We start from the raw sequence: 24,487 nt of genomic DNA on the forward strand, positions 1-24,487 counted from the left end.
ATTTAGCAGTCTTAAATCAAATAAAAACTAATATTTTAGCTTTTATTATGCATGCATATCAATCAAACTAAAATATATGAAAACTCTTTACGCTGCCGTACTTATCGGTAGTATCAGCGCTTGTGCACTAAGCACTGCCGTAGCGCAAACTGCGGCCCCTGCAGCAGACCCGGCCCTAAGTATCTACCGCGAAACCACGCCGAAATATAACGACCTGGTGCACACAAAACTTGATGTGCGTTTCGATTACAAAAAACGTTTTATGTATGGTAAAGAGTGGGCAACCTTAAAACCACACTTTTACCCAACCGACTCGCTTCGTTTAGATGCGCAGGGTATGGATATCAAAAACGTATCTATTGTTAACGCCGGCAAAAATACCCCGCTTAAATTTACTTACGATAGCCTTACTATCAACATCCGGTTGGACAGGGTTTACCGTAACAACGAAACTTATACCGTTTACATCGATTACACTTCAAAACCAAACCTGCTTAAAGCACAGGGCAGCGCGGCTATAACCGATGCCAAAGGTTTATACTTTATAAACCCGGATGGTACCGAAAAAGATAAGCCAACCCAGATCTGGACGCAGGGCGAAACCCAAAGTTCATCTGCATGGTTCCCTACTATTGATAAGCCCAACCAAAAAACTACCGACGAGATAGTGATGACCGTTCCGGCTAAATACGTTACGCTATCAAACGGCCGTTTAGCTTCGCAAAAAGTTAATGCCGATGGTACCCGTACCGATACCTGGAAACAGGAATTGCCACATTCGCCGTACTTGTTTATGATGGCTGTTGGTGATTTCAAGATCACAAAAGATACGTGGAAAGGCAAAGAAGTTAGCTACTATCTGGAGCCTAAATACGCACCTTACGCAAGGGACATATTCGGTTTTACACCAGAGGTGATCGATTTTTATTCGAAAACTTTGGGTGTTGATTACCCGTGGAATAAATATTCGCAAATTGTAGTACGCGATTACGTGAGCGGCGCGATGGAAAACACCAGTGCTACCCTGCACGGCGAATATGTACAAGCTACCAAACGCGAGCTTATTGATGCTTACTACAGCCAGGGCCGCAGCACTATCGTACACGAATTGTTCCACCAGTGGTTTGGTGATTATGTTACTGCCGAAAGTTGGAGCAACCTAACCGTTAACGAATCATTCGCTGATTTTAGCGAAACTATTTGGGCCGAGCACAAATACGGTAAAGATGCAGGTGATGCCCACATTAACGATGACAGGCAGAACTACCTGAGCCAGCCAAACCTTAAAACTAAGGACCTGGTTCGTTTCCATTACAAGGACAAAGAGGAAGTATTTGATGCCGTTACTTACCAAAAAGGTGGCAGCATTTTATACATGATGCGCAACTATCTTGGCAATGCCGCATTTTACAAAGGCCTAAACATCTACTTAAAAACAAACGCGTTTAAAAACGGCGAAGCACACCAACTGCGTTTAGCGATGGAAGAAGCAAGCGGCCGCGATATGAACTGGTTTTTTAACCAATGGTACTTTGGCGCAGGGCACCCTATCTTGAACATCACCTACAAATGGGATGACGCTACCAAAACGCAAACGGTTTATATGAACCAAACACAAGATGGTAACGCGTTTATTTTACCAATTGCTATTGATGTTTACGCAGGTGGTAAAATGGACCGCCGCAAATTCTGGATCCGTAATAAAGCTGATAGTTTGGTATTCCACTCGGCTACAAAACCAAGCCTGGTAAATGTAGACGGTGATAAAATGCTGTTGGTTAAAAAGACGGATAGTAAATCTATAGATGAGTTTACCTTCCAGTACTTTAACGCGCCTTTATACTTAGACCGTTCTGAGGCTATCACTGCTGCTGTTAAACAACAGAGCAATGCAGGTGCACGTAAAGTGGTTATTGCTGCATTAAACGATAAATACTACGAGTTACAGATCAAAGCCATCCGCGGCGCGGATATGACCAATGATGATGTACGTAACTCCGCACAACCGGTATTGATCAAACTGGCACAAACAGATCCAAACACATTGGTTAGGGCTGCTGCAATTACGGTTTTAGGTAAGCTAAAAGCATCGGGCAATACAAACTTGTTTAAAGATGCATTGAAGAGCCAATCATACGCGGTACAAGGTTCGGCCTTAACTGCGCTTGGTTTGTTAAACCCTGCTGCTGCTTTGACCCTGGCTAAAACCTACGAGAAAGACAGCGAAGGTGCATTGACCCAGGCTATTCTGAACGTGTATGCCACCAGCGGTACCGATGCCCAATACGATTACGTTTATAAGGCCTTTACCGAAGGCCAGCCACAAACCCAGTTTAACATCATGAAAAAATTTGCTGATTTTACCGGCCGTGTCAAAAGCAACGAACAAGCTTTAAAAGGTACAAACGCCATGATTGATTTTGGTATGAAATACAAAAAATACGGTGTTGCCCCGCAAGTGGTGGGTATATTAACCGGCATAAAAGCCGACCGCGCCAAGCTAAACGATACAGTAACAGTTGCTGCTATTGATAAAGCCACTATCGAACTGAATAAACCCGAATAATTCAGGGTAAATATAATTGAAAAGCCGCCCCGTTTCGGGGCGGCTTTTTTTGTGCTTATAATCAAATGTTAAATAATATTATTTAACATTTGCCGGTTTTTATAATGGGCGTACAATTTGCTAACTTAGTGCTAACAAAAACTGTTATGAAAAAATCATTACTATTTATAGCCCTGTTTTTTTGCGCAGGCCGGCTAATTGCTCAAAAGGCAACAACGCCCGCGCCATTTGATACTACCTTTGGCGGTAAATTATTCCAGCCCTTTAAAACGGACAGCACATGGCGTACTAATCCTCCGGCGTTATCTAATGACAAGTTTTTTAATCAGGAAGATATTGATTTGAGCAAACTTAGGCTTGAAAACCAGAAGCCTTTTCTTATTGCTGTTGAAGGATATAAGATGCCTATCCTCAACTTGAATAATACATCTAAAATGCCTGTTGTGGTTTTGGAGGGTTATTCTAATATGCCTGTGGCGGGTAAGGATATGACGAAAGCAAAAAGGGTTACTTTAGCTACGCCTGTCTCTAACTAAAAATCTTTATTAAGTAGTTTCTCCAGTTCGGCGAAGCTGATATCCATTTTTATACGGCCTTGTTTGGCGTACGAGATCTCGCCCGTTTCTTCGGATACAATAATAGCTGTGGCATCGTTAGCCTCGGTAACACCTATACCGGCACGGTGGCGCAACCCAAACTGGGCAGGCAGGTCAGATTTTTCGGTAACGGGCAAGATACAACTGGCCGATTTGATTTTGTTTTCTGATATCACCACTGCCCCGTCATGCAGCGGACTGTTTTTTTGAAAGATACTTTCGAGCACCCGTTTCGATATCCTTGCATCCAATACCTCACAACTGTTTTGATAAAACTGTTCGTCGTAATATTTAGCAAAAACGATAAGCGCCCCGGTACGGGTTTGCTTCATACTTTTGCAGGCATCAATAATAGGTTTGATACGGGCGTAATTGTTCTTCTCAGTTTCGGCCTTGCCAAAGAAATAGCGCCACCAGGCCTTGTTACGCTGCAAGGATGCATTCTTGCCCATCAACAATAAAAACCTGCGGATCTCTTGTTGAAACAACACTATAACGGCTATAATACCTACATCGGCTACCTTTTTAAGGATGCCTGCCAGTAAGGGCATCCGGCTTTCGGGCACTATAAAGTACAGCGCGTATATGATGGCTAACCCAATAAAAATATTTGCCGCGATGGTACCCCTGATAAGATTATATAGCTGATAAATAATTATCGCTAACAGCAACACATCCAATATGGCAAACGGCGTTATTTTTAAGCTACTGAAATCAAACGAAGGCATGTTACGAAGTTAACAAGTTTTAGGAAAGATTTATTTGCCTCGCGTAAATCTCTCGAACGTACAGGACATTTACTTTTCACTGTTAGAAATGTAATTACTCCCTCGCCAGCGGAGAGGCTTTTTATTTACTGCGCTCGGTAGTAAAGCGTACCAATTGCTCAAGGCCGGTTTTTGCTTCGCCCTCGGGGAAGGTATTTAGGATAGCAAAGGCTTCGTCCTGGTATTTCTTCATTTGGGTCTCAGCATATTCCAGTCCGCCTTTTTGTTTAACAAAGTTGATTATCTCTGTTATCTTTTTAGGGTCGTCGTTATGGTTTTTCACCAGTTGGATCATGCGCTTTTTGTCGCTGCTATCACTATTATTAAGCGCGTAGATGAGCGGGAGCGTAACTTTCTTTTCTTTAATATCGATGCCAAGCGGTTTACCTACATCATCGGTACCAAAATCAAACATATCATCTTTGATCTGGAACGCGATGCCTATCTTCTCGCCGAAAAGTCGCATTTTTTCGATGGTCTCCTCATCTGCATTTGCAGATGCCGCACCACAGGCACAGCAAGATGCGATAAGAGATGCCGTTTTCTGGCGGATAACCTCGTAGTAAACCGTTTCGCTGATGTCCATACGGCGCACTTTTTCTATCTGCAGCAATTCGCCCTCGCTCATTTGTTTAACCGCTTCAGATACTATTTTAAGCAGTTTAAAGTCGCCGTTATCTATAGATAATAAAAGCCCTTTGCTTAGCAGGTAATCGCCCACTAAAACGGCTATCTTATTTTTCCATAATGCGTTGATAGAGAAAAAACCACGGCGCTGGTAAGAATTATCAACCACATCATCGTGCACCAGGGTGGCGGTATGCAGCAATTCAACAAGGGCTGCCCCGCGGTGGGTAGAGTCGTTTATGCCCCCGCAAAGGGTTGCCGAAAAGAACACGAACATGGGCCTGATCTGCTTGCCTTTACGCTTTACGATGTAGTGGGTAATACGATCAAGCAAAGGCACAGAGCTTTGCATAGAAGTTTTGAACTTCTCTTCAAAAACATCAATTTCCGCAGCAATAGGTTTTTTAATTTCGTTGATGTTCAGCATTGAAACAAAACACGCTTTTTATGCAATTACCTTACCTGGCAATCCGCAGCAAACATAAGCTTTAAAAGATATATATGCGTAAACCACAAATACTTTTACGCCCATTAAACCTTTACTCGGTTTTACGCTCTATTATAATAGTTAGTAATAACTGCATATAAGTTTAGTTTTTGTGAGTTAAAGTTTTCGTTTTAAAAGCGGGACCCAAAAGGTTCCGCTTTTTTATTGGGGTTTATTTTTACATTTGCAATCCTTAAAAAAAACAAAGAAGTGTCTTTTTCCAGAAGCACCAATTTTACTAAGGAATTTAATAGATACGGAGAAGTGTCTGAGTGGTCGAAAGAGCACGCCTGGAAAGTGTGTATACCTCAAAAGGGTATCGAGGGTTCGAATCCCTCCTTCTCCGCCTATAATATTCAAAAACGCCTTAAATGATGTATTTAAGGCGTTTTTGTTTTAAGACCTATCCGAATTGTTCAATAATCGCATCCTTCTGGTGACCTATTGCATGTAGAGACCGCCAGATCACCAGAAAGCTTATAAATTACTGTAATACAATAGTTTAAGTGAGTGAACATCTTGATTACACGTAACCGATCTTTAAATTAATTCCCTCAAAAGTCAATATGTCTGCCTGTATGGTTTTGCCTATAGCTTCCGAAAGCTGTTGCCGCATTTCATCCGTCACCCGTGAGAAACCCAACATTTTTGCAACCAGCGGAATCGCTTCCTGCTCGGTGATCGCAATGGCGCTGCCTACGACCTGACGTATTGCCTCGTAAATTTCTTCAGGTGCAATCAAGGCTAATTTCCGATACGCCGCTGGCAACTTACTCCTGTCTCGTACTGTAGCTACCTGCATTTCCGGTTGCCACAAAAACTCACCCCGGACAACCACTTTATTCTCATCTTTTGCCTGCTCCAAAGCTTGGGTTAGCGTATAGCGGATCCGGGACCCTACTTTAGCAATTCCCCCGGCATCAGTAATTCGTTTAGCCATTTCGTCAAAATGTACCGGGCTTTCCACTTGTACAACTTCACTTATCCAGTCACCCAGCTCCGCAAAAGTATATAGTTGGAACTCTTCCCGAATGTGTTCGATATGGATATCTGCTAACCGGTATTCATCTGTAGATATGTTGGTATCTGCTACTGTTTCACGGCTTACCTCCTGCTGCCAGGCTTCGTTTTCTTTATCAATGATCTCTGTAACTTGTTTCGCTTGCTCAACAGCAGCTAATAACCTGGTTAATTCACGGGAAGGGTTACGGTACCAGTCGGCACTCCATACCTGATATAGGTTCCAGCCAAAAAGTTCCAGCACCTGCGAACGCAGGCGATCACGGTCGGTAGCAGAAGCTGCACTATCATAGGCTTGCCCATCGCAGATAAGACCGATTAGATAACGACCCGGGTTTTCCGGATCGACAACGGCCAGATCTAAATAAAAACCGGGTGAACCAACCTTACTGCGAACAATGTGCCCTGCCTCAGTAAGCTGTGCTGCAACCTCTTCCTCGAACGGCCTGATCTCATTAGAAACAATGGTATCGGGCTTATCAAATTTGGCGTACTGCGCAAAATAAAGGAAGCTTTTTAGTGCCCGGATGCCAAAACGGGCCGATTCGCTTACTTTTATATCTTCCGAAGTGATATTGGTAAATACTTCGCAGCGCATTTTTGCACGAGTGATCAATACATTTAATCTGCGCTCGCCGCCTTCGTTATTCAGCGGGCCAAAATTCATCGGCACTTTACCTTCTTCTGTACGGCCGTAACCAATACTGATCATGATCACATCCCGCTCATCGCCTTGAACATTCTCCAAGTTCTTAATGAAAAATGGCTCTTCCGGCTTACCGTTAAAAAAGCTCTCCGTACCAGGGCTGGCTTTACGCTCAATTTCCAGTGCGGCTTGTATTGCCTGGGCTTGGGCCGTACTAAAAGCTACCACACCAAGGCTTTGCGCCGGATATTTGGCGGCATGTTCAATAACGGCCTTGGCTACAGTCTGCGCTTCCAGCGGATTGGTCCTTGTTTTACCCCGGTCATAAACAGCATCCGGCAAATGGTGGAAGCGTAGACCTAAATTTTGCCTTGAACCCGGGCTGGGGAAGATCACCAGTTTATCTTCATAAAACTCATGATTAGATAGGGTAATAAGCGATTCATGCTGGCTCCGATAATGCCATTTCAGCATCCGTGTTGGGGCACCCTGTCCGTCGCACATCCCTAAGATGCTTTGCATATCTGCGGTTACATTTTCTTCTTCGTCAATATCTGTATTGAGCTTGTCAAAAAAACTGGTTGGCGGTAATTGCCGGGTATCCCCAACGACTATAAGTTGCTTCCCACGCGCAATTGCACCTATAGCATCCACCGGCCTAACCTGGCTAGCCTCATCAAATATAACGAGGTCAAAATCAATCGCCCCAGGAGGCAAATAATTGGCTATGGACATGGGGCTCATCATCCATACAGGTTTAATAGCCTGCATGGCCTTGCCTGCCTCTTCTACCAGTTTACGAATAGGCATATGCCGGGCCTTTTTATTAAATTCTGTTTTAAGGATATTCACCTGCCCACCCGCATTGCCTTTGGGCAGTTCCTCCCAGTGTTTAAGGGCTACTCTTGCCCGGTTATAATACAGGTTTACCTGGTCCAGCTTTTTAAATTTGCCGATAACCTCTTCATGGCTTGCCCGCTCAAACCTGGATATTTCCGGACTTCTTTTAAAAGCCTCCCCAATCAAATACTCATACCACGTTTTTTGCAGGCTGATCTTGAGCAGATCGCCTGCTTCTTGCCAGGCAATAGCGGCCTGCGTCAGAAACCCAAATCCATCCTTGTCAGCCTGTGCGCACAACTGGTTCCAGTCTATCACCAATTGCAGTTCTGCAAAATGTTCAACCCGGTGTTTCCACGTTTCTTCCTGATCTTTATAAACCGCTGGTAACGTCTCGATATCTAAAGCGCCCAATGCTTGCGTATTCAGATCGTTTACCATCTTCATCATGTTCTGTACGGCCGAGAGGTAACCGGCAGCCGCAGATGGCTCTTCCTGTTTGCTTAAGTACCGCAACAGAGCCGTGTCTTTAACGTCTGCAAGGTAAGTTGCTGCTGACTGTAACGAACGCCAGTCGGAACGTTGTTTTAACCATCTGTTTCCAAATAAACTGCCTGCAAAAGCATCGAACTGCTGCAAGAAATTTTCCAGCCGCCTTGCCTCTGAAATTGCATCCACCAACCTTAGTTTTTCGCCAGCTTCATCAGGCAAGATTACCTTAAGTAATGCTGCTAATTGTTGCTTGCTTTTGCGGTAATTACCATTTAAGTTTCGGTACCATTTATCGCCGTAAGTAACAATGTTGCGCCGGATCTCCAGGATATCCTGCGACCATGCTTCGGCGACAAATGTTTCCTTATAATTGCGATACAAGCTTTCTAGTTCTTCTCCCGTAGCAATAAGTTCTTTAATAACTTCAGTTTTGGTTTGCCAGGCGGGATCCTCTATTTTGAACCCGCTCAAATCAGGTGATTCGGCAGCTTTTTTTAGCAAACTCTCCAGTGCGGGCAATTTAGCAGCGTCGGCAGGCAACGGAAACCCTGTTTTTTCTTGAATGCCTTTTAGTAGCAAGTGCAATTCAGAAATTGAGCGAAGGGCAGCTTCCATCCGCTGTAAAATGGTGCCTTTGTCGTGTAGTAATACCAGCATCAGTTTACTACCGTAAAAAACCAGATCAGCCGGGGCACCGGTATCTTTTACCCTGGCCTGGACACGGTCAGCCCACTCTTCTGCCAGCCGTATCTTCTCCGCGTTCCAGCTCGTAATGTTGTCAATCGGGAGTTTAACCAGGTTGCGGTTTTTCGCCTTTTCGTCAATCTTTAACAAAAAACCGATCACCTGCTGCGCGCTTAATCCACTTCCGGCAAGTTGATGGTTTATTGCCCGGCAGTAGTCATTCAACTCAACGCGATAAATTTCCAGCATTTGGATCTCCAGTTCCAGTTTCGCTGTTTGAGGTTTACCCAGTTCCATTACCCGCCTTATCTCCTGTAATACATCTCGCTTGTTGGTTTTATGGCTATGCAATTCTAAACAGGCCATGCCCAGGTCAATATTATCCAACCGGCGTTTTACCACGTCAAGCGCTGCCATCTTCTCAGCGACAAACAAAACTTTTTTTCCATGCCCTACAGCGTTAGCTATTATATTGGTAATCGTTTGCGATTTACCCGTGCCGGGCGGGCCCTGGATAACCAAGTTACCACCATCCTGTACTGCAAGCATTGCCATCAGTTGTGAACTGTCGGCATCAACCACGCGGAACAGATCATTGGCTTTAGTATCCGCATCCAGGTCATGCTCATCCTCCAGTACATCTTCATGGAACCCTCTTTCAAGCAGCGCTGTTATGTTTGGATGATTTTCAGGTTTGGCCGTTGCAGGCCACTTGCCGGTATGCAGATCATTATAAATCAAAAACTTCCCAAAAGAGAAAAAGCTCAGTTCCACAGCATCCGCATCAATTGACCAATTAGTCTGTTTGGTTGTGTGCGACCGGATCTCGTTAATATAGTCGTTAAAAACAAACTCCTCCGTTTCCGGCATATCTGGAATGGTGAGGTTGAAGTCGCTTTTCATTTTGGCCTGCAAAGACAGGTTGGCACCGATCTCACTACCAGTATATCTCAGGCGAAACCTTTCTTGTGCGCTTGACCGTTCCAGGCTTACAGGCACCAGAACCAATGGCGCCGAACGCATTGTTTCGCTATCTCCCGCATCATACCAACGCAACATCCCCAAGGCAATATACAAAAGGTTCACACCCTGCTCCTCGATACTGGTACGGGCAAAATAATAAGTATTTAATAAACGGCTTTGCAGTTTTTGCTCATCCTCATCGGTCTGCAATTTGGTGTCCTGGTATTTAGTTTCGCCTTCCGGGAAACTCTCACCCTCTTTTAGTGACAAGAAGGTCATCGACTTTTGCTGCCTTACCAGGATATCATAAATAAACTCCGCTTTTTCATCAACAATATGAACACCTTTACCTTTTGTGATCTTAAAGTTGAGTAAAGGGTTTCTAAGACCCAGGTCCAGCAATTCTTTTCTGGAAGATTCTAACCGGGACTGTATAGTTTCCTGCATAACCCAAAGCTAATAAAACCTTGTTGATTTTAGGAACCAGTACCATGTACAGAAATGGTTGTCAAAATTGGTCCAGTTTAGAGAAAACAGTTTATAATTCCCCTCAAGTGACCTATTATAGACCTGTACTTAACGGTAAAATACAAAACCCTGTAATACAACAACTATCGAAAACTGTTTAAATCCAGCCCGCTCATGTTTAATTTAATATATTGATAGGATTGTATTTAACTAAAATATATCATACAGCAATTATTAGAAGGTGCCTTTAATATTTTAAAGGGTTAAATATCGCCATAAGTCCGTCACCGGATTAAGTCGACTATTATTTGTCCTTAACGATTTTAATTTTGCCATCAATCCCATTCTTGCTTTTGTCATTACTTAATATCCGGCAGGTGGAACCTTAACTTGTTAAAAAAGACACGGATATATAGGCTTATAATATTTTAATAAGGTATTATCAAAAAAAATCTTTGTTGTTACATTTTGATCTAGGCTTTTGATAGTAATGGCTTGAACTTTTGCAACTAACTTGAGGTTGCCGAAAATGAAAAACAAAACCATCAAAAACTCAATCTGAACAGTAATTTCATGATTTTTGAAAGATAATGAAGGTAACGATCATGCCTTACGCCATTGCAAATAATACAAAAAAGAACCGCCGGCTCTCACAACCGACGGTTCACACTAATCAAATTATACAACCAATATTAATTTCGTTTGAGGATACATAAACGGGCGTAAAGCTCCGCTATACAGGCTTCATCTAATAGCCACTTGGGTTTACTTAACTCATCCAGCTTGGGTAGCCAGCTATGGGTTGTTAAATTACTTCTATCGCGCGCGTTTTTCCAAGCATAGTTAACATCATGCTCAATTGCGGCTATGTATTTATAGTTGCCGTCAACTTTATACAATGCTTCGTACCCTCTAAAAAGCACGGTCACAAACCACGGCAGATCGATGTGCAAGGTTAAATTTTTATCATGTGGCACGGCGCGGTAATATTTATAACTATCTGCAGCCAGTTGCTGTGCCTGTTGCAGGTATTGTTTTTCGCCGGTAAACTGGTAAAGCATTACAGCGGCCTCTAATAACGACCCGGTGTTATATGTCCAAAACACTCGGTTTTGTTTGGAGTCTAATTTAATATCGTTCACAATAATACCGGTAGTGCTATCGCGCAAAGTATTATACATCCAACTGTAAAACCGTTTTCCTTGCTCTAAATAGTATTTATCCTTGCTACCTTCATATATCTTTAGCGCGGTTAAAGTAGCCATACCATTTGTGCAGGCGGGTTTTTGGTCGTTATGCCCTTCTAACCAGGTTACGCCGCCGCCGGCATCATTGTTCCAACCGCTTAAAATAAACTTGAAAACATTTTTAGCACGTTGCAGGTAAACCGGGTTTTTAGTATTAAAGTACGATTCCATATAATCGATACCCACCAGCCCGTTATCGTCATAATAGCGGTCGGCCTTTTCAAATTTAACCGGGTATGCCTGGTAGCCCGCCGGCTTACGCACCGTATCGCGGTACTGCTCAATCCCCATCACCAAACTATCCTGATAGATATTGTATTTGGCTTTTAGTCCCGGCACTTTCATCAGCACATTGGTAGCCGAGAAAACGCCCGAAAATGGCCATAAAAAGCTCACTTCCTTCTCTTTTACCCCACTCCCCTGGAAATAGTCGAGCGTAGCCTTTTTATTGGACGGATAGTTTTCGGTAAACAAGCCTTTTTGCCCCGGCACCCGATAATGCTTCCAGATATTGGCATACATTGCCTCGGCACGTTGTTTATACAGCAACGAATTGCTTTTTTGCTGCGCGATGGATGGTTGGAAAAACCCAACCATCCCTAATGCGCAAACTATCAAACGAAAATATTTCTTGTTAAAACTCATTAGTCTATTATTATAACTTATCTATAATCAGACAGCATGGCTTGGGTACGCTGCATCCAGGCCTGATCTACTCCCTCCTGCCTGGTCTCTACATTACTGCCATCAAAATTGCAGAAGTGGTAATAACCCAGGTTGGCAGTATTGCGCAACTTGCTGTTCATATAATTAATATTTTGCTGGGCGTAATCCAGCCAGGCGGTGTTGCCATCGCGCTGGTAGAGTTTTATCATCGCTTGCGCCCCCCATACGCACCACGCCGGATTTATGCGGCCGTCGTTTGTGTTAAAGATGTAAACGTGGTAGGTGCTGTTCCAAAGCGTGGTATTCATGCTGCTGCCAAGGCTTTGCGCTTTGGTTATAAAAGTATTATCGGCCATAATTTGCCCGTACAGCAAAAAGGCCTCTATCATAATGGCGTTATCATAGGTAAATTTCTCGAAGTGCTTTGTGCCCGCGCCGGCGCCATCTATTTTCCAGATGTATAGGCCGGTGGCGGAGTCTAACATGTTGGCCAAAAGCCAGCTTTTTACCGATACCGCCCAGTCGCGATAAAAAGTTTGCCCGGTGATCTGGTAAAGCCTTAGAAATAGCTGCAGGGCCAACCCGTTGGTTTGGGTAGGTTTACTTTCTTTAACGGTATTCCACCAAAAGCCGCCGCCGTAGGTATTATCCCACTGACCGCTGTTCATAAGCCAGTTTGCACAAGCCTTTGCAGCGTTTAAGTAATTGGTTTGCGTAGTGCCTGTGGTAACTGCGTAGGCATCCAGGTAGGCCACACCCGAAAGAGCATTATCGTCCGTGTATTTATCGCCTGAGGCACCTGCACCGCTAACATTTGCCGAGGCATAGTAGCCACCGTTGGGGTTTGCATCGTTCCACATGTTGTTCATCCACGTGAAGGTGTTATTCATGTACGGGGCATATGCCGTGGCACCCACCTTTACCATGGCAGCATCGGCATAGATCTGGCTGATGTTGTACCATTCGTAAGCGGTGTTGGTTTGGGTAGTAGTGTTAACCCGGTAACTGTTGTAACTGGTTAATAGGTTGCCGTAGATGAAATTGTGCGTTTCGTTCGCCTTAATGTAATAAGCAGATGATGTACTTTGCACTTTTTGCTTTTTGCCTGTTACGTCCGTTGCTTCGACAATTGGTTTTGCGGTTGATGGCGCCTGGTCTTTTTTACACGCAAAAAGGCACACCCCTATCAGCAAACATGCCGCGAGCAGCTTTGAGTTTTGATTAGCTTTCATAAATAGATGTTTATATCGGTTAAATTGTTTCTACGTACAAGCCCTCTTCATCTTATCTCCTGCCCATGTTAAAAAGCTGTTTTTATTGTGCCGATGGTGGCGGCGTTTTGGTGCCCCAGTTGGTATTTGGCTGGTTGCCCATCACAAAACTTATTTTACCGCCTTTCATCAATTCGTCGCGGTACAGCCAGCAATTGTTAAGGGGGGCGCCGTTAAACTTTGCCGACTGGATGTACACATTGTCTTTTGAATTATTTTTTGTTTCGATGATTAGTGTTTTGCCATCGCCTAAGGTGATGGTAGCCTTATCAAACAACGGGCTACCCAGTTCAATAATAGGGCGCAGATCTGTAAAGCCCTTCACATCAAAAAGGCCCAAAGCATTTATTACGTACCACGATCCAAGTTGCCCCTGGTCTTCGTCCTGCCCGTATCCGTAACCATGGATGGGTTCGATGCCATAAAACTCCTGTCCTATCAACCTTGTCCATTTTTGGGTTAGCCATGGTTTACCCGAGAAGTTGAATAACCAGCTAATGTGCAGATTGGGTTGGTTACCGTGGTTATAAATGGAATTGATGCCTGCAAATGCATCTATAGTTTTACCACCGCCAAAGCCCAATTTTTCTGACACGGTGAAGATGCTATCCAAACGTTTGTTGAAATTATCTCTACCTATGGCATCAATTAAACCTGCGGGGTTTTGAGGAACATAGAAAGTATATTGCACGGCATTGCCCTCCTGGAAACCTCTCCAGGGTTGGTAAGGGTCGAATTTTTCAATAAAGTTTCCGTTCGCCCTTTTTGGCTGCATTAATTTATTCTGCGGATTAAAGATCTGTCGCCAGCCATTTGATAGCTTTATAAGCTGGTTATAATCCTGCGTTTTGCCCATCGCCTTGGCCATCTGCGCCGCAGCAAACGCGCTGTAGCTGTACTCTAAAGTGTGCGAGCCTGCAAAATTCGATCCTGTAGAGTCTGTCACAAAATCCCGGCCTTTCTGGTCAAAGAACGGCACATAGCCGTGGTCTACAAATGCCCTGGTATCTAACTTGCCCGAGCCTACAGGGCGGTTCTTGTAGTTTAATTCATTAGCTTTTACAGCATCGTAAGCCAAATTAACATCGTAATTGCGGATGCCTACATTATATGCTCCGGCCACGGCAAGCCCCACAAAGTTGGTACCTACGCCAGATACATACTCGCTATTGGCAACCCCATCGCTAAACCAGCCTTTATCTTTATAGATCTGTAACTGGGTGTTCACAAAGCTGCCGTACCATTCCGGGTAAGAGAGCGACCATAACTGCGTAATGTTCCAAAATCCACCCCAGATAGCATCGGTATCTATAAATTCTGCTTTAAGCTTTTTGTCCGTTTGCGTAGGTAAGCGGCCTGTTTGCCCGCCATGTTTCGGGTAATCGCCGTTAACATCACTGGCTATGCCCCTGCCTAATAACGAATGAAATAAGCCTGTATAAAACTTGGTCTTGTTTTGTGCATCGGTACCCTCAACCGTAATTTTGCCTAATTGCTGCTCCCAGGTTTCCTGTGCTTTTGCCTTAGCCTTATCAAAGGACAGGCCATTGGCTTCGGCTACAAAATTAGCTTTGGCATTGGCATTTGAGGTATAGGACAAGCCTGTTTTAACCTCAATTACTTCATTATCATCTGTTTTATAATTGAGCACCAAACCGGCACCTTTACCTTTAGAAACGGCAGTGTTTTCTTTTACATCATCGCCAATAAAAGCATAAACAGATGCGGGTTTCTTACTTACCTCGCCGTAAAAATACATGTTCACCGTGCCTTGAGGGTCGTAAATGTTTACATATTTGGGATAAGTGCTTACAAAACCTTCAAAGTGCGTATCATCTATCATTTTTATGGATGCATCGGTAGCATCGCTACTTTCGCCTTGTTTGTTTCCAATATCCAATATTATGTGCGACAACTCATTCTTAGGAAAAGTATAGCGTTGAAAGCCTACGCGTTTTGTCGCGGTCAGCTCGGTTGTTATCTTATAATCATCAAGCAGCACTTTATAGTATCCGGGTTCGGCAACCTGGTTCTTCCGGTCGAATTTTGAGCGGTATCCGATATTGGGGCCTTCCAACTCACCAGGTCGGACTTTTAATGTCCCCGTTGTTGGCATATAACTTACACCGCCAACCTGCCATTCATGAAAATGCACAAAGCCTTCTATCGAGTTTTGGCGGGTATCATACCCTACTGCTTCCCAGCCAGACGGGTTACCGTAATGCCCGTTGGTAGATGGCGCCAGTTTAGCCATACCATAAGGCACGGCTGCAGGCGTATAAAAAAACCAGCGGCTGTGTGCCGTACCAATATTAGGGTCTACGTATCGTGAAACATTTTCACGCTTTACACTGCATGCAGACAACGCCAGCGCCATCAAAGCAACACCCGTACCGAACTTTATTTTCATTTGTAGTTATTTATAACAGCGGCCGCGGCCACCGGGTATTTACTTATCGTATTTTGCCATCATTGCCTGCACGCGCTGCATCCATGCCTGGTCTACACCCTCAATTTCGGGCGAGCGGTTGCTACCGTTAAAGGCTGCAAAAAAGTAGTAGGCGTGCGAGTCGGCATTGCGGGTCGCCTTGTTCAAAGCGTCAATATTATTACGGGCGAAGGTAAGCCACTTTTCATCTTTATCCTGCTCGTATAACCTTATCATCCCTTGCGACCCCCAGCCACACCAGGCAGGATTAACACGGGTTTGGGTTGGGTCGGTATTAAAAATGTAGCCTTTGTATTGGGCGTTCCATAAAACATTATTCATAGCATTGCCAATGGCTTGTGCCTTTGTTAGGTAGGATGCATCATTAACAGCCTTGCCATAAAGGATATCGGCCTCTAACATAACTGCATTATCATATGTAAATTTTTCGAAATGCTTGGTACCTGAGCCACTGCCGTCTATCTTCCAGATGTATAAGCCGCTTGCCGAATCGTACATGGTATTGCGCAGCCAGTTATTTACCTGGGTTGCCCAGTCGCGGTAGGTGGTTTCGCCAGTAATGGTATATAGTTTGGCAAATAGCTGCATGGCTACACCGTTAGATTGTGTTGGTTTATCCGGCTTGGCGGTGTTCCACCAAAATCCGCCACCATAGGTATTATCCCAAAGGCCGCTGTTGATAAGCCAATCGGCACATGCCCTGGCTTTGGCAAGGTACGCTGCCTTATCTGCCCCGGTGGTAATTTCATAAGCCTCCAGGTAAACCATACCCGTAAGGCCGTTATCATCAACATATTTATCGCCGGCGGCACCTGTACCGTTCAGGTTTACAGATGCAAAGTAACCGCCACGCAGATCGGCCTTATCCCAAAAGCCATCCATAAAAGCAAAGGTTTTGTTCATGTACGTTAATGCCGATGCATCGCCTGCCGCCACCAAAGCAGCGTCGGCATATATCTGGCTTACGTTATACCACTCGTAACACGCGTTGACACCCGTGGTGGTATTTGCCCTGTAGCTAAAGCTCGAGGTAAGCAGGTTATTGCTAATGAAACTGCGCGTTTGCTTAGCCTGGTCGAGGTATGAAGTGGTTGTAACCGGCGGCACAACAACGGGCGGCTTTGTACCACCACCGTTACCAGGTGTAACTTGTTTATCCTTACTGCACGATACCGCTAACAACGAAGCAACGGCTATCCACCCAAATAATATTTTTTTCATTGATGATAGAATTAGAAAGCACCCACAGCTTTAGGCCGCAGGCGCTTTGGTTTGCAACGGTTTATATAACCGTTACTTTATGTGTATAAGCATCTGGGCCAAAGGTTACATCTACCTTAACGTTTTTCTTATCGGCAGATGGATCAAACTTGTAGGTGTTGTTCCACTGATCGTTGGTTACCGGTAATAAGTAAAAATAAGAAGCCGGTTTACCTGCCGGCGCATCGTTGTTTTGAGCGCTGCTGCCTACATACTCCAGACCGGCTGCAGTATGTATAATAAACTTATAACGTTCATCACGTCCCCACGAAAACTGGTAGAATTCTACAGCGGTTTTAGGCGTTTCGAATGTACCGTTACCAATGTAGTTTAATGTACCTATTTCGGTATTGTAGGCAGACATAAACAACCCGATAGACTGGATCTCGACAGATTTGGCAGTTGCCGATGTAAAATCAAAATTTAAGCGAAACGCTTTTTGCGCCCCTGTTACAGTAGTTGCAGTTGTACCCTCTTTGATCAGGCCGTTCTCGATATAATATTTTTTCCCGCCGTCTGTGTTTTTATCCGTAAGGTAATAATCGCCTGCTTTTAAAGAGGTATAGGCTTCAAAAATGCCGTCTTCTATTTTTCTCAACTTTACAGCTTTAGAAATATCCGCACCACCTTCGGTCGCCGAACCGGTGATGTAAAGTTCCGCAGGGTTTTCTGCAAAACCTGCCGGGCGCTCTAATTGTAGTGTACGCGACGCCGATGATGGTTTCGCATTGGTACCTTTTGATGCGATAATCGTCCATTTTAACTTGCCAGTGCTTGATGAGGCAATGCCTGCCGAGTTAGCTATCTTATTAAGATCTTTATGGGTTAGCGTTATTTCCGTTTTGGCACCGCCACCGTCTGATACAACTTTGTACACCGGTTTGCTAAAATCGCCGGTCTCTTTATCAAAGGCAATTTCATATAAGATCACCCCGCCATCATCTGTAGACGCGGCATCCCATTTGAACAGCACATTTGCCGCACTGGTAGGGTCGAGCTTTACATCGGCATTATCATTAGGCGTAGCCAGTGTACCAACCGGGGTAAGGCTAAGGTCAAGGGGCCGGTTCTCTTTTTTGCAGGAACTTACTGCAATTACGGCAAGCAGCATTACACCTGCCCTCATCAATTTTTTCATATCGTTGTAATTTTTTAATTGGTTTAGTTGGTATAACCCGGGTTTTGTTTCAGGTTTTTGTTCAGGTCGATATCATGCGCGGGTATAGCCCACAGGTAATCCCTACCCGGGTTAAACTTGCGTAACTGAGTACGGATGTACCCGTTATCGGTATTTTGATCTACCGAGAATTTGGCACCGTGCGCGTAACCGTTCATAACAGTTTCGGCGGTTTTCCATCGCCTGATATCGTCAACACGCAAGCCTTCCATGGCGAGTTCCACCCTTCTTTCGCGGCGAATGATGTTGGTCATATCGGCAGCCCCGGGGTAGTTTAATGCACCAGCTTCGTTAAAGCCGGCCCTTGCACGTAAAGCGCCAATGGTTTTGTTCCAAACGGTTGCATCCATCTGGCCAAGGCTTTGTTTGGCTTCGGCATAATCCAACAGGATCTCGGCATACCTTATCAGGTGCAGGTTGTTACCAGATACAAAGTTTGCCAGCGCGCTTGGGTCGAAATATTTGCGCCAGTAGTAAGCCGTAGCAGATGCCGCCTGCGAACCCGCGTTGTACTCATCCAGGCCGGGTTGTACAGGGTCTGTGCCCGGTTTTATGTAAATGGTTTTTGTTGAGTTATTTGCATTTACCCAGGTATAACGGTCATACACAACGGTAGCGGTTAAGCGTGGGTCGCGATTTATATACGGGTTGCTTTCCACATAGCCCGAACCTGTTTCCTTGATGCCTTTACCGTTCAGCATAATGTAATCGTCAACAAGCTCTTGCGTTGGGGCCATATTGCTGACGCGGCCACCCACTGTGCGTGGCGCAAAATCCCAAAAGTTATTCCATGTACGAAGCGTAGGCACATATTGCAGCGACAGGATGCTCTCTTTAGTGTTTTTATTTACGTTAGGGTCACTGAATAACGCGCTGTAACTGGTTTCTAAAGCGTAGTTACCGTTGGTGCCCTGGTTGTTCATCAGTTTCTCGCACACGGTTACCACGTCGGCCATACGGTCGCCCTGGTAAAGCAACACTCTGGCCTCTAAAGCCAGTGCCGCGCCTTTAGTAATACGGCCATTTTCTGTATCAGCGATAGCATCTTTTGACGGCAGATCGTTAGCTGCTGCTTCCAGTTCATCCATCACAAATTTTATAACTTCTGCCTTTGGTGAACGGGCAATGGTTTGCGCTTCTTCGGGCGTGGCATCATGGTCAACAATGGGTACATCGCCATACCATTTAGCCAGGTTAAAGTGCTCAAACGCGCGGATAAAACGAGTTTCGGCCTTTAGCCTTGTTTTAGTTGCCGCTGATATAATTGTGTTTTTATCCACGTTTGCCAGGAAAATATTACACGATTTTATGGCCGAGTAATAGTTGTTCCAATCGCCGGCAAATTTACCTGTTTGCGATGTGGCATTCCCACTGGCAATAAGGTTAAGGTCGCCCGATGGCGAATAAGCGTTATCAGATATCGCCTCGGCATCAAAATATAAGCCGCTGTTATAAATAAGGCTGTAATTATTATACAGGGCGTTGTAAACGTTTGCTTCTACCTGCCAAAAGGTAAGGTCAGAGAAACGGTCTGTTGGCGCGATGTCGAGTTTTTTACAACCCGATGCCGCAAAAACCGCAACAGATACGATCAAAAGCTTTTTTAAAAATTTCATATCTATATGTTTTAAATATTATCTGTTTAGAATGTTAAGTCGAGGCCTGCACCATAAAATACCGGCAGCGGGTATTGCCTTGCACTGTTAGATGACGAACCGGGGTTTAGGTTGTTACCAAACTCTGAGGTTTCCGGGTCAATGAATTTAAGTTTGCTTAGCGTTGCCAGGTTTTGGCCTATAAGCGACAACCTTAGGCGTTGTATACCCAGTTTCTTTGTCACTGTCGGGCTAAAGCTGTATCCAATATTTACATTCTTTAGACGTACGTAGGCCGCATTGTATTTATACAAGTCAGATCCTGTACGCCAGTTATTAGTGTTTGACGGCGACCCAATGTTAGCCAATATGGGGTACCGGGCATTGGGGTTAGTTGGCGACCATATATCTGTTTGGTGCTCGTAAACTGTTGCACCGTACCCGTAATGGAACGGCTCTATAAGTTCGCCGCGCAAAAACTCGTCGCGTTTGCCAACCCCCTGGATGAATATCGAAAGATCGAAACCTTTATAAGACGCGCGGTAGGTAAAACCAAACGTATAACGCGGGAACGGGTTACCCAAAACAGTTTTATCTTTCTCGTCGATGATGCCATCGCCATTGCGGTCTTTAAATTTCAAATCGCCGGGTTGTACGGAGTTACCTGCAATTTTCGGAGAGTTGTTTATATCATCCTCGTTTTGGAAAAAACCGTTTGTTTCGTAACCGTAGTACTGGGTTACCGGCTCACCTACCTTCCTGATCAATTGGAATACATCCTGATTGTAAATGGTTTGGGTTGCATCGCCGGTTAGTTGCAGCAGTTTGTTCTGGTTATCGGCAACGTTAACGCTAAAGCTTTGGGTAAGGTCTTTACTGCGTAAGTTATAGGTTAAAGATGCTTCCCAACCGGTATTGCGTACCTTGGCTACGTTATAGTCTGGAGAACCCGCGCCAAAAATGAACGGCACATCGGCCCTTGGTGCAAGGATGTTGCTGGTAGTAGCCCTAAAGTAATCGAAGGTAGCGGTTATCCTGTCGTTAAATAAGCCGGCATCAAAACCAATGTTCAGTTTAGCTGCTTTCTCCCAGGTGATATCGCGGTTAGCAATATTGGTACCTGCACCGCCTACTATATTATTACCAAAACCATATGCATTGGCGTAGTTAAAGTAGGTAGTTTGATATTGGTAGTTACCCACGTTTTGGTTACCTACAATACCATATGATGCCCTTATTTTAAAAGTACTTAATGTGTTTTTAACAGGCTCCATAAAACTTTCCTGGGTTACTATCCAGCCGGCACTTACCGACGGGAAGAAACTTGCCCTGTTTCCTGCAGCGAACTTTGACGAGGCATCCTCGCGGAACATCGCCTCTAACAGGTATTTGTCTTTGTACGAATAATTTACACGTCCAAATGCTGACAGCAAGCTGGTTGAGTTTACCGCGATACTGTTATTTGAGTTTTGCGTATCAACAATAGTACCCGTGGTAGGGGTGCCTAATAATGGGTCTGTTAGTGTTTTTTGCAATTGAAACCCCTTTTGGTTATACGTTTCGCTTGATACACCTGCAAGGATCTTAAACGTGTGGTCGCTTATTTTTTTGTTGTACTCGGCGTAAAGTTTTGTGTTGGTAAGTAATGATTTGCTGTTACCGTCTAACACGGTAAGGTCGTTACCGTATACACCGGCAGGCAGGTAATTAACCTGTGTACGGCGAAAGAAAGTGCCATTGTTTTGTATGGTTCCACCAAACTCACCAGTAAGTTTCAAATCTTTGGTGATACTTAACTGACCGTTGAACGCACCGAAGATCTCATCGTTATCAGCCTGGTTGTAACCGCCCTTTTCGAGCACGCCATACTCGTTGTATTGAGATGCAACGGGGTTAGTCAGATAGTTTCCATTCTCGTCTTTCCAACTATAATTATGAGGTACGCGGTTTGCATCGGCAAAAATATTGTTATCGCCAACGCTGTTGCTTTTGTTGCGCGTTTTGGTGTAGTTTAAGATAATGTTGGTCCTGAACTTGCCAATTATCGAAGTTTGGTTTAACCTCAGGTTGTACTTCTGGTAGCCAAAATCGGCACCTGTGCCGCCGTTACCTATCAGGTTGCTGCCCTGGTTTTGGTAACCTGCAGATATGTAGTACGAGTTGGTTTCGCCACCACCAGTAATGCTCACGTTGTGGGATTGCAACGGTGCTTTTTTCAACAAGTGTTCGATATCCCACGTACCGTTACCCGCATCTTTTAAAGCCTGGATCTGGTCGGGCGTGTAGGCAGCCGGCAACCCTGAGTTGATAAGTGACTGGTTTTTGTAATAAGCATTATCCCAGGCATCAACCTTGTGTACCAATACATTTGCATCCTGTATACCATAGCTGCCATTATAGCTAACCGTGGCTTTCGAGTTAAATTTACCGCCTTTGGTAGTAACCAAAATAACCCCGTTAGCCGCACGCGAACCGTAAATAGCTGCCGAACCCGCATCCTTTAATACGGATACGCTTGCAATATCATTTGGGTTGATTGTGTTTAAGTTACCATCGATAACCACAAGTGGCGTGTTGTCGCCAAGCGTGCCCACACCGCGGATATTCACAGTTACATCGCTACCCGGGTTAAGGTTGGTTTGCTGGATGATAAGGTTGGGTGACTCGCCCTGCAGCGCCTGGTAGGTATTAAGCACCGGTTTGTTCTCGATGTTTTTTGAACTGATGGTACTTACCGCACCGGTTACGTTGATACGTTTTTGTGTACCGTAACCTACAACCACCACCTCGTTAAGGCTGGTGTTGTTGGCCTTAAGGCTAACGTTGATCTCGGTTTTACCGGCAATGGCAACTTCCTGTTTGGCAAATCCAATAAAACTGAATGTTAAACTTTTACCGGCATCAGTATCGGGGATGCTAAGAGAATAGCGGCCGTTAACATCCGTAACGGTACCAATAGTTGTGCCTGATACACCCACACTAACACCTGGTAACGGTTGGTTTGTATCGTCCAAAACCCTACCTGTTATTGTAATATTGAAAGCACTTTTGCTTACTTTATGGGTTATACTTACCGCTTTGGCATTTGCCGTATAACAAGGCAGCACAGCCAAACCAAGCAGCCCGGCTACAAGTGGCCTTGTATAAAGCCGCTTTAATTTTTTTAGTTTGTGTAATAGTTTTAATCTCATAATTAATGGGTTTTGTTGGTTTATTTATTTAGAGGTTATTGGTGCGCGCATTCTTCTCTATGCTTCGCGTTTATAGGTTTCTTTCCAGTAATTTTCGATATTTTCTAACGAGCGGCCTTTAGTTTCGGGGATGAGTTTCCATGTGATCCATAATGCCGGCGAACAGCAGATGGCGAAGATCCAGAACGTCCATGACGAGCCCAGGCCTTCCAGCATTAAGGGGGTTAACTGCCCAACTAAAAAATTACCTATCCATAAGGATAACGTTGCCAGTGCCATTGCTTTACCACGAATGGCATTAGGGAATATTTCGCCTACCACAACCCAGCATACCGGGCCAAATGAAAACGCGAAGCAGGCGATAAAAGCCAATATGAATATCAGGATCCAGGGGCCGGAAGTTACGCCCAACGCAAACAGCGACCCTATGATAACCAGCGATACCACCGCGCCGCCTACGCCTGCAAACAACAGGGGTTTGCGCCCCCATTTATCTATAGTAAAAATGGCAACAAAAGTAAATACCACATTTACCAGGCCTATGGTTACCTGGCCGCCAAGGGCGTTATTTAAGGTAAACCCGGCTTGTTCCAAAATCCTTGGCCCGTAATAGATCACCGCGTTTATACCGCATACCTGCGACAGGAACGGCAGTAACAACCCTATCCACAATGCTTTGCGGTAAACGGGTTTAAATAATTCTTTTAACGAAGTATCGTCGTTATCGTCCTGCGCTTTAAAGGCGTTAATTTCGTTGGCGGCAGCTTCTGCACCGTCAATTTTTATCAGGATGTCTTTCGCTTTTTGTTCTTCGCCATTAAGCAACAGCCATCTTGGCGACTCGGGTACTACAAATAGACTTACCAAAAACACAGCCGCGGGTATTGCGCCAAGGCCCAGCATTGCGCGCCAAACCTGTGCCGAAAAAATGGTGTGCATACTGCCATCCCCGTAAGCATCTGACGCATGGTTTGCCAGGTAAGCATTGGAGAAATAAGCCAGTACAATACCAATTGTTAAAGCCAGTTGATAAAGCGACACCATCATACCACGGTAGCGCGATGGAGAAAATTCTGAGATATATAATGGCGACACCATAGAGGCCACGCCAATACCAAGCCCGCCAATTAACCGGAAGATGATCAATACCGTAAAAGAGTTTGAAAACATACAACCCAGCGCCGATGTTAAAAACATTACTGCCGATAGTATCAATACTATTTTGCGGCCATATTTATCGCTCAGTTTACCTGAAAAGCTTACGCCTATGATACACCCCAGCAATGCGCAGCTAACAAACCAGCCTTCGCTTACGGCATTCAGGCTAAAATCGTTTTTCACCAGGCTAACCGTGCCGGATATTACGGCGGTATCAAACCCAAACAGGAAACCGCCAAGCGCGGCCACTACACACACCAGGTATAAATAGGTGGTGCTTTTTTTATTTTGGATATGAGTTATCGTGTCAATCATTT

General features: G+C 44.7%; 13 protein-coding genes and 1 tRNA gene. 3 read left to right on the forward strand and 11 right to left on the reverse strand.

Translation table 11 applies throughout. From position 1 onward, the window contains the following. Window positions 1-76 precede the first annotated feature (76 nt). Together ACVW0P_RS00930 and ACVW0P_RS00935 are read left to right on the forward strand one after the other, a co-directional pair. Window positions 77-2,566 (forward strand): M1 family aminopeptidase, encoded by a 2,490-nt coding sequence (locus ACVW0P_RS00930; RefSeq protein WP_457130408.1) that lies wholly within the window; start codon window positions 77-79, stop codon window positions 2,564-2,566. Between the two features lie 146 nt (window positions 2,567-2,712). Continuing rightward, entirely contained in the window at window positions 2,713-3,102 is a 390-nt protein-coding gene (locus ACVW0P_RS00935; protein ID WP_457130409.1) for a hypothetical protein, read from the forward strand. Here the strand turns inward: ACVW0P_RS00935 and cdaA are convergent. Further along, window positions 3,099-3,890 carry a diadenylate cyclase CdaA gene (gene cdaA, locus ACVW0P_RS00940; RefSeq protein ID WP_354428181.1) on the reverse strand — a complete coding sequence of 264 codons (792 nt, stop codon included), beginning with the start codon at window positions 3,888-3,890 and terminating at the stop codon, window positions 3,099-3,101. The two genes, ACVW0P_RS00935 and cdaA, sit on opposite strands and share 4 nt — an antisense overlap. Before the next feature lie 121 nt (window positions 3,891-4,011). Further along, window positions 4,012-4,983 (reverse strand): polyprenyl synthetase family protein, encoded by a 972-nt coding sequence (locus ACVW0P_RS00945; protein ID WP_457130410.1) that lies wholly within the window; start codon window positions 4,981-4,983, stop codon window positions 4,012-4,014. Between the two features lie 318 nt (window positions 4,984-5,301). Here ACVW0P_RS00945 and ACVW0P_RS00950 point away from each other — a divergent pair. Further along, window positions 5,302-5,389 (forward strand) — tRNA-Ser (locus ACVW0P_RS00950). 177 nt (window positions 5,390-5,566) lie between these two features. On the opposite strand, the gene ACVW0P_RS00955 is transcribed toward ACVW0P_RS00950, so the two are convergent. The 9 genes from ACVW0P_RS00955 to ACVW0P_RS00995 form a co-directional block, all read right to left on the reverse strand. Next, the gene (locus ACVW0P_RS00955; protein WP_457130411.1) at window positions 5,567-10,135 is read right to left on the reverse strand and encodes a DUF3320 domain-containing protein; all 4,569 of its coding nucleotides are present in this window, start codon (window positions 10,133-10,135) and stop codon (window positions 5,567-5,569) included. 713 nt (window positions 10,136-10,848) lie between these two features. Then, window positions 10,849-12,048: a glycoside hydrolase family 76 protein gene (locus tag ACVW0P_RS00960; RefSeq protein ID WP_457130412.1), complete on the reverse strand. Its 1,200-nt coding sequence runs from the start codon at window positions 12,046-12,048 to the stop codon at window positions 10,849-10,851. Window positions 12,049-12,065: 17 nt separating this feature from the next. Beyond that, on the reverse strand, window positions 12,066-13,301 hold the full coding sequence (locus ACVW0P_RS00965) for a glycoside hydrolase family 76 protein (RefSeq protein ID WP_457130413.1): 1,236 nt from the start codon (window positions 13,299-13,301) through the stop codon (window positions 12,066-12,068). A gap of 82 nt (window positions 13,302-13,383) precedes the next feature. Continuing rightward, window positions 13,384-15,750: a GH92 family glycosyl hydrolase gene (locus ACVW0P_RS00970; RefSeq protein WP_457130414.1), complete on the reverse strand. Its 2,367-nt coding sequence runs from the start codon at window positions 15,748-15,750 to the stop codon at window positions 13,384-13,386. Between the two features lie 39 nt (window positions 15,751-15,789). Further along, window positions 15,790-17,010, reverse strand: coding sequence for a glycoside hydrolase family 76 protein (locus tag ACVW0P_RS00975; RefSeq protein ID WP_457130415.1), 1,221 nt, complete (start codon window positions 17,008-17,010; stop codon window positions 15,790-15,792). 61 nt (window positions 17,011-17,071) lie between these two features. Then, complete coding sequence (locus ACVW0P_RS00980) at window positions 17,072-18,187, reverse strand: SusE domain-containing protein (protein WP_457130416.1); 1,116 nt, start codon at window positions 18,185-18,187, stop codon at window positions 17,072-17,074. Window positions 18,188-18,210: 23 nt separating this feature from the next. Continuing rightward, on the reverse strand, window positions 18,211-19,842 hold the full coding sequence (locus tag ACVW0P_RS00985) for a RagB/SusD family nutrient uptake outer membrane protein (protein WP_457130417.1): 1,632 nt from the start codon (window positions 19,840-19,842) through the stop codon (window positions 18,211-18,213). Window positions 19,843-19,868: 26 nt separating this feature from the next. Further along, window positions 19,869-23,012, reverse strand: a complete 3,144-nt coding sequence (locus ACVW0P_RS00990) for a SusC/RagA family TonB-linked outer membrane protein (RefSeq protein WP_457130418.1) — start codon at window positions 23,010-23,012, stop codon at window positions 19,869-19,871. A 57-nt stretch (window positions 23,013-23,069) separates the two neighbouring features. Then, entirely contained in the window at window positions 23,070-24,485 is a 1,416-nt protein-coding gene (locus tag ACVW0P_RS00995) for a sugar porter family MFS transporter (protein WP_457130419.1), read from the reverse strand. Window positions 24,486-24,487 lie beyond the last annotated feature (2 nt).

This window comes from Mucilaginibacter sp. UYNi724 (assembly GCF_054057495.1).

Excerpts from the sequence above, each read along its gene's own strand:
- ACVW0P_RS00930 (WP_457130408.1), top strand. The coding sequence starts at position 77 with ATGAAAACTCTTTACGCTGCCGTACTTATCGGTAGTATCAGCGCTTGT.
- ACVW0P_RS00935 (WP_457130409.1), top strand. The coding sequence starts at position 2,713 with ATGAAAAAATCATTACTATTTATAGCCCTGTTTTTTTGCGCAGGCCGG.
- cdaA (WP_354428181.1), bottom strand. The coding sequence starts at position 3,890 with ATGCCTTCGTTTGATTTCAGTAGCTTAAAAATAACGCCGTTTGCCATA.
- ACVW0P_RS00945 (WP_457130410.1), bottom strand. The coding sequence starts at position 4,983 with ATGCTGAACATCAACGAAATTAAAAAACCTATTGCTGCGGAAATTGAT.
- ACVW0P_RS00955 (WP_457130411.1), bottom strand. The coding sequence starts at position 10,135 with ATGCAGGAAACTATACAGTCCCGGTTAGAATCTTCCAGAAAAGAATTG.
- ACVW0P_RS00960 (WP_457130412.1), bottom strand. The coding sequence starts at position 12,048 with ATGAGTTTTAACAAGAAATATTTTCGTTTGATAGTTTGCGCATTAGGG.
- ACVW0P_RS00965 (WP_457130413.1), bottom strand. The coding sequence starts at position 13,301 with ATGAAAGCTAATCAAAACTCAAAGCTGCTCGCGGCATGTTTGCTGATA.
- ACVW0P_RS00970 (WP_457130414.1), bottom strand. The coding sequence starts at position 15,750 with ATGAAAATAAAGTTCGGTACGGGTGTTGCTTTGATGGCGCTGGCGTTG.
- ACVW0P_RS00975 (WP_457130415.1), bottom strand. The coding sequence starts at position 17,010 with ATGAAAAAAATATTATTTGGGTGGATAGCCGTTGCTTCGTTGTTAGCG.
- ACVW0P_RS00980 (WP_457130416.1), bottom strand. The coding sequence starts at position 18,187 with ATGAAAAAATTGATGAGGGCAGGTGTAATGCTGCTTGCCGTAATTGCA.
- ACVW0P_RS00985 (WP_457130417.1), bottom strand. The coding sequence starts at position 19,842 with ATGAAATTTTTAAAAAAGCTTTTGATCGTATCTGTTGCGGTTTTTGCG.
- ACVW0P_RS00990 (WP_457130418.1), bottom strand. The coding sequence starts at position 23,012 with ATGAGATTAAAACTATTACACAAACTAAAAAAATTAAAGCGGCTTTAT.
- ACVW0P_RS00995 (WP_457130419.1), bottom strand. The coding sequence starts at position 24,485 with ATGATTGACACGATAACTCATATCCAAAATAAAAAAAGCACCACCTAT.